The following is a 15,600-nucleotide window of genomic DNA, read 5'->3' as shown; positions in this document are numbered from 1 at the left end:
GGCGCGGCCTTTATTTGCATGGATACCAGCAGCTTTTTCCGAGGATTTCCGCAGGACCAGTACAGGACCAGCGCAGGGCCAGCGCAGGAACCAGAGCCTTTCCGCAGGATGTCCCCAAGACTCCGCTTGGGGGTATTTTTCGTTGCTACGTTGTGAGGGAGCTGGTATCGGGCCAGCCCAAATCCCCAACTCGCTCAGGAGTTTCACAATGCTTGTCTACCTCAACAACATCGCTTCCCGTGGCCGTCGTGACGAGACCGGTGCCACCGCCGTCGAATACGGCATCATGGTTGCCCTCATCGCCGTGGTCATCATCGTGGCTGTCAGCCTCCTCGGCGGCAACCTCGTCGAGACCTTCAACAGCTCCGCATGTGCAGTCAAGGGCGGCACGTGGACTGCCTCGGCTCCCGCTTCCGGTTCCACGGCCGCTGTCGTTGGCAGCTGCTCCAAGTAAAACGGCCCGCTGTGCCGGGTGGGTGGGGCAGGGGCCACCCACCCGGCATTCTTCCTTCCACAGCCACCCCTGACCGGCAACCGAAAGGGCAGTTCCATGGACAGGGCTTCAGAACGGGGGGCTGTAGCAGTCGAATTCGCGCTGCTGGCACCGGTCCTGGTGCTCCTCGTGCTCGGAATCATGGAATTCGGAAGGGCCTACAACGCACAGGTTTCACTCTCGAACGCAGCCCGCGAGGGCGTGCGGGTGATGGCAATTTCGAACGACGTGACGGCTGCGCGGACGGCCGCCAAGAACGCGGCCGTTTCCCTGAACCCCAAGTTGCTTGACACCAACTTCACCTTCAGCGCACCAAGCTGCGCCTCCGGCATGCAAATGTCGGTGACCATCAAGTACACGCTCAGCACCCTCACCGGGATCGCAGGACCGTTTCCCATGGAGGGTGTAGGAGCCATGCAATGCGGCGGATAAGAGCACGCGGGAACGGCGAACAGGGAGCTGTGGCCGTCTTCGTCGCCCTGATCCTGGTGGTGCTGCTCGCGTTTGCTGCGCTCGCCGTGGATGCGGGAATGCTCTACTCGGAAAGGGCACAGGTACAGAACGGATCCGATGCTGCAGCGCTGGCAGTTGCTCAGAAATGCGCTGTCAGTATCAGTGACCCCAACTGTTCGGTTACGCCGCAGATTGCCAAGGACCTGGCCAACAAGAACTCGATAGACAGCCGGGGCAACATCAACTCTGTCAACCTGGACCTCACCAACCGAACGGTGACGGTGTCTGCCGGCTCCCAACAGGCCGGAGGCGGGGCGAACTCGGTCTCACTGGTCTTCGCGCGTGCCCTGGGCATCAACACAGCCGAGGTCCTGACCTCGTCCACGGTCCAGTGGGGCAGCCCCTTGACCGGCACCACCCCGTTCCCGCTCACGTTCTCGGTCTGCCAGGTGCAGGGACAGGTCGGGGGGAACCCGCAGCTTCTCCAGGCACACGGCAGTGGCGCAAACCCCGGCTGCAACTACGGGCCTTCGGGTGCTGCAGTAGAAGGTGGATTCGGATGGACCGTCCAGAATCCAGGTTCCTGCGGTGGCTACATCGACCTTGCCCTCAGCGAGGGCGGGAGCGCGCCGGGCAACAGTATCCCCACCAACTGTGCCGGCACACTCAACAAGTGGGCTGACACCATCAACGCCGGCAAGGACGTCATTGTTCTGCTTCCTGTCTTCAACGCCGTAACGGGCACGGGAAGCGGGGCCATCTACCACCTGGTGTCGTTCGCTGCCTTCAAAGTCATCGGCTGGAAGTTCAGCGGCAACTCCAGCCTGCCGGACACCTTCCGCAACGCGAGTCCGTACGTGTCCTCCGCACTTTCCTGTAGCGGAAACTGCCGCGGAATCGTCGGGACTTTCGTCAAATACGTATCCCTGGCCGACGGTTACACACTGGGCCCAGTCAGTGCCCACGGGGCCACCATCGTCCGCCTGACCAAGTAACACCTTTCCTTTCATCAGCACAGGAGCAGCAGTGAAATCACGCCTAGTGGCAGGATCGGCCGCGGCCTTGCTGGCCATCGTCGGGGTGATCCTCGTCTTTGCCTATGCCCAGGGCGCCGATCAAAGGGCCGTTCAAAACCTGGCCCCCGTGGATGTCCTCATGGTCAAGGCCCCGATTCCGGCCGGCACACCCGTGGAAGCCATGACGGGTTCAGTGACGGCCGAGCAGCTCCCGGCTGCGGCCGTCCCCGCCACGGCGATCAAGGCTCTGGGTGATTCCACGGGCAAGGTCGCTGCTGTGGACCTGGTCCCGGGGGAGCCTTTGGTCGCCGAACGCCTGATCGTCCCGGAGGCCTTGAAAGCCAGCGGCGAGGTGGACGTGCCGGACGGACTGCAGGAGGTCTCCTTCCAACTCGAGCCCCAAAGGGTGGTGGGTGGTCGCTTGGTGCCCGGTGACCATGTGGGGATCTTCATCTCCATGGAAGGTGGCGGAATCGAGGCAAAGCCGGAGAAGGAAACAACCCAGCTGACCATCCACAAGGTCCTGGTGACCGCTGTCCAGCGTGCTCCGGAGCCATCGGCGGCCCAGCCGACTCCGAGCCCAACCCAGGGGTCCGCCGCCGATCCCAAGGACACGGCTCTCCCCACTGGATCACTGCTCCTGACGGTGGCGGTGAGTGACGTCGACGCGTCCAAGATCGTCTTCGCCTCGGAGTTCGCCAAGATCTGGCTGAGCAAGGAGCCCCTGGATGCCCAGGAGAACGGTCCCCGGATTATCCAGAGGAGTGAGATCTACAAATGAGCCGATTCGTCCTCATTACTCCCAGCGCCGATTTTGATCAGCGGCTGCGGCAGGCAGTCGCCGGCGGACTCCCCGGAAGCGTGCAGACCTTCTTCACCAACGTCCTCCCCGTTGACCCGGCCGAACTCTTCGGCGCCCTCAACCAGGAACCCATGGAGGTGCTCATCCTGGGCCCCGACGTGCCCGTGGAGGAAGCCCTCCGCCTGACCACGGTGCTCACCGTGCAATTGCCGGAACTGAGCGTGCTGCTGGTCACCGAACCCGACCCTGACTTCATCCTCCAAGCCATGCGGTCCGGGATCCGCGACATCATGCGGCCCACGGCGGAGGTGGCTGAGATCCGGGTGACCCTTGAACGTGCGTGCCAGTCATTTGCGACCCGCCAGCGGACAGCGGAACCGCAACCATCGGGCGCACCCAAGGGTACGGTCATCGGAGTCTTCTCTCCCAAGGGCGGTGTGGGCAAAACGACCATCGCCACCAACATCGCGGTGGGACTGGGCAAGATCGCCCCCATGGGCGTGGTGATCGTGGACCTGGACCTGCAGTTCGGCGACGTTGCCTCCGGGCTGTACCTCAATCCGGAACACACGGTGACAGACGCCGTGACTCCAACCGCCAGCCAGGACTCGCTGGTGCTCAAGGCTTTCCTGACTGTCCACCCGGCAGGCATCTATGCCTTGTGCGCCCCCAAGAACCCGGTTGAAGCTGACGGGATTACCCCGGAGCAGGTGGCCCGGCTGCTGGACCAGCTGGCTGAACAGTTCCAGTACGTCATCGTTGATACCGCTCCCGGCCTTCCTGAGATCGGACTTGCCGCCCTGGAACACTGCACGGATGCCGTCTGGGTGACCGGCATGGATGTGCCCGGCGTGCGCGGCCTCCGGTCGGGGCTGGACATACTTCGCAGGCTCGACCTCATCCCGGAAGGCCGTCACGTGGTGCTCAACATGGCCGACTCCAAAGCCGGGTTGTCGGTCCAGGATGTCGAATCGACCGTAGGCGCCCCGGTTGATGTGAGCATCCCCCGTTCCAAAGCCGTAGCCCTTTCCACCAACCGGGGAATTCCCGTGCTCCAGGAGGCTACAAAGGATCCGGCAGTGAAGGGCCTCAACCAGTTGGTGCAGCGCTTCAACCCCGCATGGCGGAACACAACCCAAAGGAAACTCCACAGAAGGGTGGTCGTCCAGTGAAGCTTTCCGAACGCCTGCATGACGCCGAGGACGTGGCCTCGCTTCCGGGGGCAGAGCATCGCCGCGAAACCACCCACCCGGCAGCAGGCAAACCAACTTTTGCCCAGGCCGTCCAGCAAGGCAAGCCCGGTCTCCAAGTGAAGGCCTCCGGTACAGCAAACCCCCATGCCACAACAGCCGAGTTTACTGATGCACCCAAACCCAGGACCCAACAACCGGTGGACGCCTTTGCCGCGCTCAAGAGGCGTGCAGCGACGGCATTGTTCGAGCGCCTGGGCGCACGGTTCAATGATTCCTCGCTCAGTGAACTGGAGTTGCGGAGCACTGCCCGTGAAGAGCTGATCCGGATCATCGACGCCGAGCAGGTGCCGCTTTCTGCGGAGGAGCGCAGCCGGCTGGTTGCGGACGTGGCGGATGACGTCCTGGGCTATGGGCCACTGCAGCGCCTGCTTGACGACCCGGACATCACCGAAATCATGGTCAACAGGATGGACCAGATTTACGTCGAACGGCGGGGCAAACTGGCCCTCACCGAATCGGTATTCAGCTCGGAGGACCATCTACGGAGAGTCATCGAACGCATCGTTTCCAGGGTGGGTCGCCGGATCGACGAATCATCACCCCTGGTGGATGCGCGCTTGGAAGACGGCTCGCGCGTCAATGCCGTGATCCCGCCCCTGGCTGTCGGAGGGTCCTCCTTGACGATCCGCAAGTTCAGCAAAGTGCCGTTGACGGTCAGGAACCTGATCGACTTTGGGACGCTCACGCCCCAGATGGCCGAGCTCCTGGACGCTTGCGTCAAAGCAAAGCTGAACATCATCGTTTCCGGTGGCACCGGAACCGGCAAGACCACGCTGCTGAATGTCTTGTCCTCCTTCATTCCGGAGGACAACCGGATTGTCACCATCGAGGACGCAGTGGAACTGCAGATCCAGCAGCAACACGTCGTCAGGCTCGAAAGCCGGCCGCCCAATACCGAGGGCAAGGGTGAGGTCACCATCCGGGAGTTGCTCAGGAACTCCCTGCGCATGCGTCCGGATAGGATCGTCGTCGGCGAGGTCCGTGGGGGAGAGTCGCTGGACATGCTGCAGGCCATGAACACCGGCCATGACGGTTCGCTTTCCACGGTGCACTCGAATTCTCCGAGGGACGCCGTGGCCCGGCTGGAGACCCTGGTCCTCATGGCCGGGATGGACCTGCCACTGCGGGCAATCCGTGAGCAGATAGCGTCAGCGGTGAACCTCATCATCCAGATATCCCGCCTTCGCGACGGAACACGCCGCATCACGCACGTTACCGAGGTCCAAGGCATGGAAGGCGACGTGGTCACCCTCCAGGACGCTTTCGTCTTCGACTATTCGGCGGGCGTTGATGATCACGGCAGGTTCCTCGGCCGCCCGGTACCAACCGGCATCCGCCCACGTTTCATCGATCGCTTCGAAGACGTAGGAATACGGGTTCCGGCAGAGCTGTTTGCGGCCCCTTTGACAACCACCGTGAGGACTTGAGCACGCCATGATGCTGTTTGCCGGGTTGGCCCTTATGCTGTCAGCCATCGTCGCCTTCGGCATTGCCGTGATTCTTCCGAAAACCCCTGAGGTTCCCTTGGAACGCCGGCGGCCCTACCAGCTAGGCTCAGGCTCGGGACTGACCAAACTGACCGGCTCCACCACGGAGGCCCTTCATGGGTTCCTGACGCGGCGCAACGTCCGGCTGTTCAACCGCGAGACCCTTGATCATGCCGGAGTGCGGATGAGCCAGGCCGACTTTGTTGTCCTGGTTATTGCCGGTGCATTTGTTGGCGCGCTGATCGGGCTTGTAGCCGGTGGCGTCCTGATCGCCGTTCTCCTGGGCCTTGCGGCACCCTTGATAGCCCATCTGGTCCTGAAATTCCGGGCCGGAAAAAGGCGCAGCACCTTTGATGACCAACTGGGCGACACCCTGCAGCTTCTTTCCGGAGGCCTGCGGGCCGGCCACAGCATCCTCCGGGCCATCGATGCAGCTGCTGCTGAATCGGCAAGCCCCACGGCCGAGGAAATGCGTCGCATCATCACGGAGACGAGCCTTGGCCGCGACGTGCACGCGTCCCTGAGCGATACCGCAGAAAGAATGCGGAGCGAGGATTTCGTGTGGATTGCCCAAGCGATCCAGATCAACCGGGAGGTGGGCGGAAATCTTGCCGAGGTACTCGACCAGGTCAATGAGACCATCCGCGAACGCAGCGAAATCAAGGGACACATCAAGTCCTTGGCTGCCGAAGGAAAATTCTCGGCCTACATCCTCATGGCGCTTCCTTTCGGCATCGTTCTGCTGCTTATGGTGGTCAACCCGGGCTACATGAACGTGATGTTCACGCATCCCCTTGGTTGGGGCCTGATCGCGTTGTCAGCCATTCTGATGACGATCGGTGGCTTGTGGATGCGCAAAATCATCGACCTGAAATTCTGAGGTGAACCGTGCACCCCTTCCTGTATATGTCGCTGTTGCTGGTACCCCTGCCGGGGGCCTACCTGGCCTGGTCCCTGCTTTCCGTTGACCGCAAGACCCCGCGGGCCGTCAAGGAACTCCTCACCCGGGGCTACGTTGGAACCGACGCCGGGGAACAGAGGCGGATCGGGCTGCTGGAACGCATCGGTTACAAACTCACTCCGGCAAACTACGTCCAGAAGCTTGACCGATTGCTGTCACTGGCCGGCCGTCCGCAGTCGCTTCCCTTGGGACGGGTCCTGGCTGCCAAACCTGCCCTTGGACTCTGCGGGGCCCTTTTCGGACTGCTCATCACCACGAACAGTTCGAGCGGGCTTATCCGGCTTGTGGGCATATTCGTTGTCCTGCTGGGGTACTTCATCCCGGACCTGATGCTGTACAGCAAGGGGCAGGAACGGCAAAAGACCATCCAACTGGAACTGGCCAACACCATGGATCAGATGCTGATCTCCGTGGAGGCAGGTCTCGGTTTCGAAGGGGCCATGGCCCGGGCCGGGGAAAACGGCAAGGGGCCCCTGGCGGAAGAAATTGTGCGGACGCTCCAGGACATGCAGGTGGGACGAAGCCGCCGGGAGGCCTACCTGGCGTTGGCCCAACGGACCAACGTTCCCGAACTGCGGAGCTTTGTCCAGGCGGTCATCCAGGCGGACACGTACGGTATTGCCATCAGCCGGGTCCTGAGGGTCCAGGCGAAGGTCATGAGGGTCAAGCGACGTCAACGTGCCGAAGAGAAGGCAATGAAACTCCCGGTCATGATCCTCTTCCCCTTGTTGTTCTTCATCTTCCCCGTCTTGTTCATTGCCATCCTGGGGCCCGCGGCCATCAACGCAATAGTGACCCTTGGCGGCAGCTGAGCAAATTCAACAGGAGAAGTAACAAATAGGAACTGCCGGAATCAGGAGGTCGTTAGGATTTGCTCAAGATCAGCACAAGATCGGTTTAAGCCCAAATTCAGGAAGTACCATCGAGTTATGTCCAGTTCAGATTTCCGTGAAGCCAACGTGGAGGGTGTCCCCGGCGCAGCCGGCGGGGGCCACTTCGCCGGGTTGCCCCACGGCAGCCATGTTTCGGCTGATCCGATTCTGGACCTCGCGGAATTCCAACTGCTTGAAGACCAGTTGGATAACCCTCGGATCGCACGTGATTTTGCGCGCGACTTCGTGAGGCTTTGGGAGGCAAGGCACCAAACCCTTCGCACCGCCGTCGAACATGGTGACGTGCCCGCCGCACTGGACGCGATCCTCAGCCTTCGGACTTCTTCGGCCATGGTGGGTGGAGTCCGCCTCGCAGGTCTTGCGGGGCAAATGGAAGAACACATCAACAACGGAGATTTGGGCCAGGCCCGGCCGCTCCTGCATGAGCTTGCCGAATGCGGTGAAAGCACAATCCAGGAGCTCAAAGAAAGCTATGTCCTGAAGAATTCGACTCCGGAACCGGATCCAACCGGTTAGTCTGTCTTTTTGGGAACGAGCATATAGCCGACCCCTCGAACCGTCTGCAAAAAGCGCGGAGCTTGCGAATCTTCACGCAGCTTCCGGCGCAGATTGCCGATGTGTGTCTCAACGGCACGCTCGTCAGCTTCGCTGATGTAGGCGTCGTCGTCGTAATAATCACCACGGGCGGCCCGCACAAGATCAGCCCTGGTCCGCACTTCCCCCGGGTTGCGCAGCAGATCGAGGAGCAGGTCGAACTCGCTTCTGGTCAGGGCCACAGGCTTGCCATCCAGGTCAACAGTGCGGGCCTTGTAGTTCAGGGTCAGGCCGTTGTGCTCAATGGAGGCATGATTGGCCGCAGCCTGGCGGATCGGACTTCCCATCGGAGTGGCCTGGGCCTCCGGCACGGATTGCGCGGACACCACTCGAGGCCGCCGCATCATGGCCGTGACCCTGGCCCTGAGCTCGCGGGGCAGAAATGGTTTCTTGACGTAGTCGTCCGCGCCGGTCAGGAAGGCCGTCAGGGTGTCAGGCTCGTCGCGCCGGGCCGTGAGCATCACCACGTACGCGTCACTGAACTGCCTGATTCGCCTCAGTACCTCATGGCCGTCCATATCCGGAAGGCCAACATCCAGCGTCACGGCTACGGCTTGATGGTCCCGGACGACCTCGACGCCTTCGCGTCCGGTCGCGGCAGAGTGCACCACAAAGCCGGCCTCCTTCAGGATGGCGCCCACCAGGTTCCGGACGTCTTCATCATCCTCAATGACTACAGCAACCCCAGGCTCGTTCATTGAAATATCCTCGAGTCGGTACGCACCACCGCAAGCCCAGCGCAATACGGAAAGCGTCACCTCAATACGTACGATACAAGCAATCAAGTTATATGGCACCTAATATGTGCAATATGTGCCGATCCCAACATCAGAGCCCATTTCGCCTGATCTGCTCCGTTCTGTGCCATTGCCAGTGGGAAACGGCTCCTGATAGTAATTGGTCCGTGCCTCCCTCCAACGAGTCCTGCCTTGACTGAGCAGCCCTTTCTACGGACCGCCGTCCGCGTTTTCAGGAAACTGACGCCGCGGGCCAAAGTTGCGGTCTGTGAATTGCCTTTGACACTGGTTGTCACGGGATTGATCGTTGCCTCGAGCGGAGTTTGGCCTACCCTCTTCCAGAACTGGATGCTGGTTGTCGGGCTGCTCCTGCACGGCACGTTGTTCCTGGCCTGCTTCCTGGTGCCCTGGGAGCGGCTGCCTTCGAACGCAAGCCTCATCATTCCCGTCCTGGATTTTGTGGCCCTGGCGTTTACCCGCAGTGGGTCGTATGGCGTGCTGCCAGGGTTGGCCGTCCTGGCTCTCTTCCCCGTGATCTGGCTCTCCGCTTCCGGACTGCGCGCCAAGACGAGCCTGGCCATCAGCTTTGCCGGCCCTTTGGTGATCTCCCTCCCGGCATTCATCTCCCACCTGCCCCAACCCACCGCTGCCGACATCTTCTCTGTGGCAGTCCTGCCGTTGCTGCTCTTGGCCGTGTCGATCACTATCCGGCTATCGGGGTCCAATGCCCGGATCCAGCAACGGCGCGTCAGCGAGCGGGATCAAGCCCTCAGACAATTGCTCGCTGCGAGCAAGGACCGGGAAATGCTGCTGGAGACCATCCTGGACACGATCGACGTCGGTATTGTCGCGGTCGACTCAAAAGGAAAAACCGTCCTGACCAACAACCAACAAAGGGAGTTTCTGCGGCTGGCCAAAACCGGAACATCCACCGGCGACGATGAAAGCTTCATCCATGGCCTGGACAAGCAGACGCCCTTGCCGCCCGACAAGCGCCCTATTGAGCGGGCGATCCAGGGAGAGACGTTTTCCGATTACCTTGTCTGGTTTGGCTCCGGCCCGGAGCAGCGGGCCATCTCAACGGCTGCACGCAGCATGAAACGCCCGGCTGACGACGGTTTCGGGGGAGCGGTGATCGTGTTCCGCGACGTCACCGATGTGGTTGAGGCCCTCGCAGCCAAGGATGAACTGGTGGCCAATGTCTCCCACGAATTCGGGTCCCCGTTGACATCGATCCTGGGCAACATGGACCTTGCACTCCACGGGGATGAGGAGATTCCCGCCGCACCACGGCGCCGCTTGGAAGTGGTGGAGCGGAACGCTGAGCGGCTCCATGCTTTGGTGCAGGACCTGCTGTTGTCTTCCGCCGCCGTCGAGAGCGTCTACTTGCGGAGGACAGATGTGTCGGGTCTGGTGGAGAACAGCCTGGTGTCAGCCCATGCGCAGGCAGACGCCGCCAATGTTGGCCTGGTTGCCGACGTGCCGTCCCCGCTGTGGGCGGAGGCGGATCCGTTGCGGCTGGGCCAGGCGCTGGACAATCTCATATCCAACGCCATCAAGTATTCGCCCGGTGGCGGCCAGGTCAACGTGAAGGCGGCCCGCAACGACGGCTGGATCCACCTGGAGGTGTGCGACACCGGAATAGGCATGACCAGTGATGAAACCGCCAAGATCTTTACCCGGTTCTTCCGCACAGACAGCGCCCGGCAGGCGGCAATTCCCGGCGTCGGCCTGGGGCTTTCCATTACCAAGTCGATCGTGGAACGTCACGGGGGCACCATCACGTGCAGCAGCATGCCCGGGAAGGGCAGCACTTTCACCGTGGTGCTTCCGGCAGAGCACGACGACGCTGCTGCCGCCAGCTGACGCTGCCGGGTTCCTGCGGGCCTCTCGCAGGTTTTTCCAAGGTGGATCCGCCTACGATGGTCCCCATGAAGTCCCTACGTGAGGTGCGCTCGGCCGCCGTCGTAATTAACGCCGCCTCGCGTCGGGGTGCCGCGGTGAGCGACCAAGCCATCAACACCCTTAAAGGGGCCGGTGTCCCTGTAGCCGCTGTGCACTTGCTCAGGTCAGGGGCGGACCTTGCACCTGCCCTCGGCGGGGTTATGGCGGAGGGGCACGACCTTGTTGTTGTTGGTGGCGGGGACGGCACGGTGAGCCACGCCGCCGGGATACTGGCCGGGACAGACATTGTTCTTGGTGTGCTGCCGCTGGGCACTGCCAACGACCTCGCCCGCACGCTCGAGATACCTGATGATCTGGCGGCGGCCTGCGCCGTGGTGGCCAGTGGGAAAGTGGTTGACATTGACCTTGGCCGGGCGAATTGCCAGCCGTTCCTCAATGTCGCGTCCGCCGGCCTTTCCGTGGGTGTCACTCAAGCCCTCAGCCACCGCCTCAAACGGTACATCGGTCCGTTGGCCTACGGCGTTGCCACGGTGAAGGCCTACGCACGGCACCGTCCGTTTGCGGCACGGCTGGAGTTCCCGGACGGAGACCTGGAGACGCGGGAATTCGACGACCTGATCCAGATCGCGGCGGGCAACGGCCGGCACTACGGGGGCGGCAACACGGTCTCACCCACGGCAGGAATCGATGACCACACCCTGGACATCTACGCGATCTCCAAGGCACCCCTCCCGGAGCTCGTGAAAATCGCCAGGCTCCTCAAGGACGGAAGCTTTGTGAAGCACGATCGCGTGTTCCACTGCGAGACCCGGCGCGTCCGTTTGGTCACGGATCAGCCGCAGCCGGTGAACCTCGACGGCGAGATCGCCACGGAGTCGCCCACCGAATTCGTTGTGGAGCGCAACGCCGTCCATGTGGTAGTGCCGCAGGGGAGCACGAGTGCGGCGTTCGACGGGATGCGGGGGAGCTGAGGGGTCACGGTTTAGGCACCCGCACGCCCATTCTCCCTGCTTTGGTTCGGCTGCCGCAGATTAGAGGATCTCGGTCATCACGTTCCAGCCGGTTCCTACCTTGATAGCGGAGGGCCAGGTACGCACGCCGTTGTTGGAATAGAGCCAGAGATTTCCCGCCGCGTCGCGCGCAAGAATGTCTGCCTTACCGTCGCCATTGAAATCGCCTGGACCAACCAGTGAGTTCATGGCGTTCCAGCCTTGGCCGATCTGCTGCTTGGGGAGCCAACTGCCAAAACCGGTCGCCCCGTGGAGCCACAGTACGCCGGCACTGTCCCTGGCAACCATGTCACCGAGCCCGTCGGCGTTAAAATCCTCCACGCCCGTCAGCTCAGTCAATCCGGCTGCGCTGTATAAGCCACCACCGGCCCAGCCGGGATGCAGGAAGCGGCTCTTCCCATCGGCAACGTATTGCTGCAATGAGCCGGAAGTGGTGCGGGCGATGAGATCCAGGTATCCGTCGCCGTAGTAGTCGAGTGCAAGCAGGGAGTTCATGGTCTGCCAGTCGTGTCCAACCTGGACTCGCGGTTTCCAGCCTCCGGCGCCGTTGCCCGGGTAGAACCACAGCAGGCCCCCGCCATCGCGGCCCAACAGATCGGCGTGACCGTCCGCGTTGAAATCACCGGGAGTGACCATGGCGGTCATGACGTTCCATCCCTGGCCTACCTGGACCCGGGGCAGCCACCCTCCGGTGCCATTGCCGGGGTAGAGCCAGAGAAGCCCCGAAGCGTCCCGAGCCAGGACGTCGGCCTTTCCATCCCCATTGAAATCGTTCTTGGCCGGCTTCTTTGCGTTACCGTCAATAACAGCCACTGTGAACTGCTTCACCTGAAATCCGGATTTAGCAGTGTTGACGACGTAAACCTTGTTGTTGCGCGGGTTCACGGCCGCCTTTCCGGGATCCCATCCTGTATAGAGGACGGTGTTTGAGTTATCCCGGCCATCGATAATGGTGGCTCCACGAACAGCCATGGTGGCGTAAACCTTGTTGTTCGTTGGATTGACCACAATGGTGTTAGCTGGCGTTGCGATAGGGACAATGGCGGACTCGGTCATGGTGGGGCCGTCGACCACCTTGATGGAGCTGTTGGCGTCGTTGCCTGAACCGATGTAAACCTTGTCGGTTACAGGATTGACGGCAAGCGCACCGAGCGGGTCATTTGAAGCTACGGTGCCCGTGATGGTGTTGCTGGCACCATCGACGACCTTCAAACTTGAGCCGTATTGCGGCGCCGTAGTGACGTATAGCTTGTTGCTGGTCGGATTGAGGGCCATGGCAAGAAAGCCCCCCGCCCCTATGGAGACAGTCGAAGTGATTTTGCCGAGCGAATCGATGACCTTTACTGCTCCTGAGGAGAGAGCGTAAGCCGTATTGGTGACGGTGTTGACCACGATTTCCCTGGTTGAGGTGGCGCCTGGGACTGGAGTGACCACATTCGTCCTGCCGTCGATGACGACAAGACCGGTCGTGGTGCCGACATATACCTTGTTCGTCTTTTCATTCACTGCAATTGCTGTCGGGGTGGCATCGAGGGCTATCTCCGTGCTCGCTCCCGTGGCATCATCAAAAGCCACGACCGCACCGTACGAATTGTTGATGTACAGCTTGTTCGTCACTGAATTAACGGCAAGCCGAATACGTTCTCCGACCTCTGGGTAGATTTTCTTCGTACCGCCCGCTCCATGGCGGATTACGCCTTCGATACCGGAGGCGACGAAAACCGTGTCGGTGACAGGATTCACCGCTATGTCGGTGATCCACTGCGGGATGGGAAAGCGATCCACCACCACATCCGCATGCGCAGGAGCCGAAGTTGTCCCGAGCGCCAAAGCCAGGGCGAGTCCAACGGCGACCGTTCCCGCCGCAGCTGAGCTCCAGCGTCTTGATCCAACCAAGCCGAGTGCGCGCGAAACGGACGTGGAAGCCATAAGTGAGTCCCCCCAAAGACGAAGCCGACGAACCGTCGGATAGTCGGATCATACAGCGGTGGGACAGTGCCCGCTTGCCGTCGCGGCGAATGACCCACAAAGGCTGGGCCCCACTTAGGCTTATCGAATGACCACCGCCAAAAGCCCCGCACTGGAAATCAAACGGCGGTGGCTCCTCGGACTGTTCGCTGGCTACTTGGTGGCGCTGGCATTGGTTGTCTTCCTGCCTTCCAAGGAAGCAGGGAAAGTCACAGGGTTCGTCGGAGTCATGGCAGGCTGGCTTACGGTCGTTGGGGTGCCGTTCGATACGGCAGCCGTCGTCATTGAGTTCGTTGCGAACATCGTTATGTTCATCCCGCTTGGTTGCCTGACCTTGGCCCTGTGGCCACAGACGTGGACCATGCGGAGCATGGTGCTGCTCGGTGCTGTTGCCTCGACATTCATTGAGTTGATGCAGCTTTTGATACCTGGAAGGGTGACGGCGGTTTCCGATGTCATCGCCAACACAGCGGGAGCTCTGTTGGGTGTCTTCTTGGCGCGTAAGCTTGGCTTGCGGGCTGCCCGGTCCCATGGGTGAGGACCCGGGCGGGGAGTAATCTGGGCAGATGGAGTCCGAAGTCAGGACTGTTGTCCTGAAGACAGGGATACGTCTTCGGTGCTTTATCCAAGGGTCGCCCGACAACGTGCACGACGGCGGCACGCCCTTGGTTCTGCTGCACGCCTGGACTGAGTCCTGGGGAAGTTTCGAGCGGCTGATAGCCGCGCTCCCGGACAGAGCCCTTGTGGTACCCGATCTGCGTGGCCACGGTGGGTCCGACAAACCCTCCGAAGGCTATTCGCTGGAGACCATGGCCGGCGATGTTGCTTCACTTTTGACATGCCTCGGAGTCACGAAGGCACATGTCCTTGGATCATCCAGCGGCGGGTACGTAGCCCAGCAACTGGCAGTGATGCATCCGGAACTGCTGGCCTCGTTGATCTTGGTCGGGGCACCCTTGAGCTTGCAGGGCAGGCCACCCTTTGCCGATGAGGTTGCGCAATTGAAGGACCCGATTCCAGAGGGATGGGTCCGGGAGTCATTGTCGTGGTTCAAACTTCTGCACGTCGTTCCCAGTGCATACATTGAAGACAGGGTTCGGGATGGATTGGCGGTCCCGGCTGCGCTTTGGAATGCGTCGTTGAAAGGATTGTACGAGGCGGTTCCACCGACAGAGGCCGGAAGAATTTGGGCGCCCACGCTCATTCTGTGGGGATCCCATGACCACCTCTTGCCGAGGCATCACCAGGATGCCCTCGTTGGGCGAATCCCGGACGCACAGTTGAAGATCTATCAGGGAACCGGCCACCTGGTGCTGTGGGAATGCCCTGAACGGGTGGCGGAGGATGTGCTTCGATTTCTTCGGAAACAGCGGGAATGAAGAAAGTGGTCCGCTGTTTCAGCAGCGGACCACCTTCGGTTATCTCTTTGACGGACTACAGCCCGACGCTTGAGTTCGAGTAGCCAATTTGGATCTTCGACCCGGTAGGCAGGGCGCCGAGCGGCTGATTCAAGACGATCTCGATCATGGTCACGATAATTGTTGTGGACGATTTACTGACCTTGTGCAGGGTTACTTGGCCAAGCCCAGGTACTTGAACCACAGTGTTGGGGGCCACCGATGCGTTGATCGCCGGGAGCCCGGCAATGCGGAGGTTGGTGAATGTGGATGTGTCTGTGACGGTTGCAGTGGAGCTGCCCGCCACACGGGTGGCGCTGGTTTCAGCCTTGATGGCATCGGCCTGAACCAGCCCGTTAACTACGTTGAGGCCGGCAATCGTGTTGGTCACCGTGCTCTTGGGTTGCGGAGTCAAAACACCGGTGGCGGTTGTGGTGGATGCTCCAGCGGATGCGACTCCCGGGATCGAGGTGGCCGCAATGTTAACGGTTGAGGTCCCGCCGTTGCACTTTACGGAGGCGTGAGCAGTGGGGCTCGATCCGAGCAGACCCGACGCCAGCGTTGCCCGGGTGCTGTAGCCCGACCCTGCGAGGTATCCGGACTGAGGGGCTGTAAGACTAACCGAACTCAC

Annotated in this window: 16 protein-coding genes; 13 read left to right on the top strand and 3 right to left on the bottom strand. The window is 61.3% G+C overall.

Annotated features, from left to right (window positions below):
• Positions 1-208: 208 nt before the first annotated feature.
• The 9 genes from ACSVIE_RS18830 (at position 209) to ACSVIE_RS18790 (ending at position 7,874) form a co-directional block, all read left to right on the top strand.
• Positions 209-454, top strand: a complete 246-nt coding sequence (locus ACSVIE_RS18830; RefSeq protein ID WP_426003841.1) for a Flp family type IVb pilin — start codon at positions 209-211, stop codon at positions 452-454.
• 96 nt (positions 455-550) lie between these two features.
• Positions 551-925, top strand: a complete 375-nt coding sequence (locus ACSVIE_RS18825; RefSeq protein WP_426003840.1) for a TadE/TadG family type IV pilus assembly protein — start codon at positions 551-553, stop codon at positions 923-925.
• Positions 913-1,941, top strand: a complete 1,029-nt coding sequence (locus tag ACSVIE_RS18820; protein WP_442424823.1) for a pilus assembly protein TadG-related protein — start codon at positions 913-915, stop codon at positions 1,939-1,941. The genes ACSVIE_RS18825 and ACSVIE_RS18820 overlap by 13 nt, the downstream gene beginning before the upstream one ends.
• 31 nt (positions 1,942-1,972) lie before the next feature.
• A complete protein-coding gene (gene cpaB / locus ACSVIE_RS18815) occupies positions 1,973-2,743 on the top strand; it encodes a Flp pilus assembly protein CpaB (RefSeq protein ID WP_426003838.1) in 771 nt (256 codons plus the stop codon).
• Complete coding sequence (locus ACSVIE_RS18810; protein ID WP_442424822.1) at positions 2,740-3,936, top strand: AAA family ATPase; 1,197 nt, start codon at positions 2,740-2,742, stop codon at positions 3,934-3,936. Before cpaB ends, ACSVIE_RS18810 begins: the two co-directional genes overlap by 4 nt.
• A 218-nt stretch (positions 3,937-4,154) precedes the next feature.
• Positions 4,155-5,444 (top strand): CpaF family protein, encoded by a 1,290-nt coding sequence (locus ACSVIE_RS18805; RefSeq protein ID WP_442424837.1) that lies wholly within the window; start codon positions 4,155-4,157, stop codon positions 5,442-5,444.
• Positions 5,445-5,451: 7 nt separating this feature from the next.
• Complete coding sequence (locus tag ACSVIE_RS18800; protein WP_426003836.1) at positions 5,452-6,384, top strand: type II secretion system F family protein; 933 nt, start codon at positions 5,452-5,454, stop codon at positions 6,382-6,384.
• A gap of 8 nt (positions 6,385-6,392) precedes the next feature.
• The gene (locus tag ACSVIE_RS18795; RefSeq protein WP_442424821.1) at positions 6,393-7,277 is read left to right on the top strand and encodes a type II secretion system F family protein; all 885 of its coding nucleotides are present in this window, start codon (positions 6,393-6,395) and stop codon (positions 7,275-7,277) included.
• Between the two features lie 117 nt (positions 7,278-7,394).
• Positions 7,395-7,874: an Hpt domain-containing protein gene (locus ACSVIE_RS18790; RefSeq protein WP_442424820.1), complete on the top strand. Its 480-nt coding sequence runs from the start codon at positions 7,395-7,397 to the stop codon at positions 7,872-7,874.
• Here the strand turns inward: ACSVIE_RS18790 and ACSVIE_RS18785 are convergent.
• Positions 7,871-8,650: a response regulator transcription factor gene (locus ACSVIE_RS18785; protein ID WP_442424819.1), complete on the bottom strand. Its 780-nt coding sequence runs from the start codon at positions 8,648-8,650 to the stop codon at positions 7,871-7,873. The two genes, ACSVIE_RS18790 and ACSVIE_RS18785, sit on opposite strands and share 4 nt — an antisense overlap.
• A 231-nt stretch (positions 8,651-8,881) precedes the next feature.
• On the opposite strand from ACSVIE_RS18785, the gene ACSVIE_RS18780 reads away from it, so the two are divergent.
• Both ACSVIE_RS18780 and ACSVIE_RS18775 read left to right on the top strand, forming a co-directional pair.
• Positions 8,882-10,555, top strand: a complete 1,674-nt coding sequence (locus ACSVIE_RS18780; protein WP_442424818.1) for an ATP-binding protein — start codon at positions 8,882-8,884, stop codon at positions 10,553-10,555.
• Positions 10,556-10,620: 65 nt separating this feature from the next.
• Positions 10,621-11,565, top strand: coding sequence for a lipid kinase (locus tag ACSVIE_RS18775; RefSeq protein WP_442424817.1), 945 nt, complete (start codon positions 10,621-10,623; stop codon positions 11,563-11,565).
• 60 nt (positions 11,566-11,625) lie between these two features.
• Here the strand turns inward: ACSVIE_RS18775 and ACSVIE_RS18770 are convergent, their stop codons facing one another.
• Positions 11,626-13,389 (bottom strand): FG-GAP-like repeat-containing protein, encoded by a 1,764-nt coding sequence (locus tag ACSVIE_RS18770; protein WP_442424816.1) that lies wholly within the window; start codon positions 13,387-13,389, stop codon positions 11,626-11,628.
• Between the two features lie 271 nt (positions 13,390-13,660).
• Between ACSVIE_RS18770 and ACSVIE_RS18765 the strand changes: the two genes are divergently transcribed.
• Both ACSVIE_RS18765 and ACSVIE_RS18760 read left to right on the top strand, forming a co-directional pair.
• A complete protein-coding gene (locus tag ACSVIE_RS18765; RefSeq protein ID WP_442424815.1) occupies positions 13,661-14,110 on the top strand; it encodes a VanZ family protein in 450 nt (149 codons plus the stop codon).
• Positions 14,111-14,138: 28 nt separating this feature from the next.
• Positions 14,139-14,951: an alpha/beta fold hydrolase gene (locus tag ACSVIE_RS18760; protein ID WP_442424814.1), complete on the top strand. Its 813-nt coding sequence runs from the start codon at positions 14,139-14,141 to the stop codon at positions 14,949-14,951.
• 55 nt (positions 14,952-15,006) lie between these two features.
• On the opposite strand, the gene ACSVIE_RS18755 is transcribed toward ACSVIE_RS18760, so the two are convergent.
• Entirely contained in the window at positions 15,007-15,600 is a 594-nt protein-coding gene (locus tag ACSVIE_RS18755; protein WP_442424836.1) for a choice-of-anchor P family protein, read from the bottom strand.

Source organism: Paenarthrobacter sp. NCHU4564 (assembly GCF_052156435.1).
Lineage (GTDB): Bacteria > Actinomycetota > Actinomycetes > Actinomycetales > Micrococcaceae > Arthrobacter.
The sequence above is the reverse complement of the archived record's forward strand: the minus strand, read 5'-3'. Positions and strand labels throughout refer to the sequence as shown.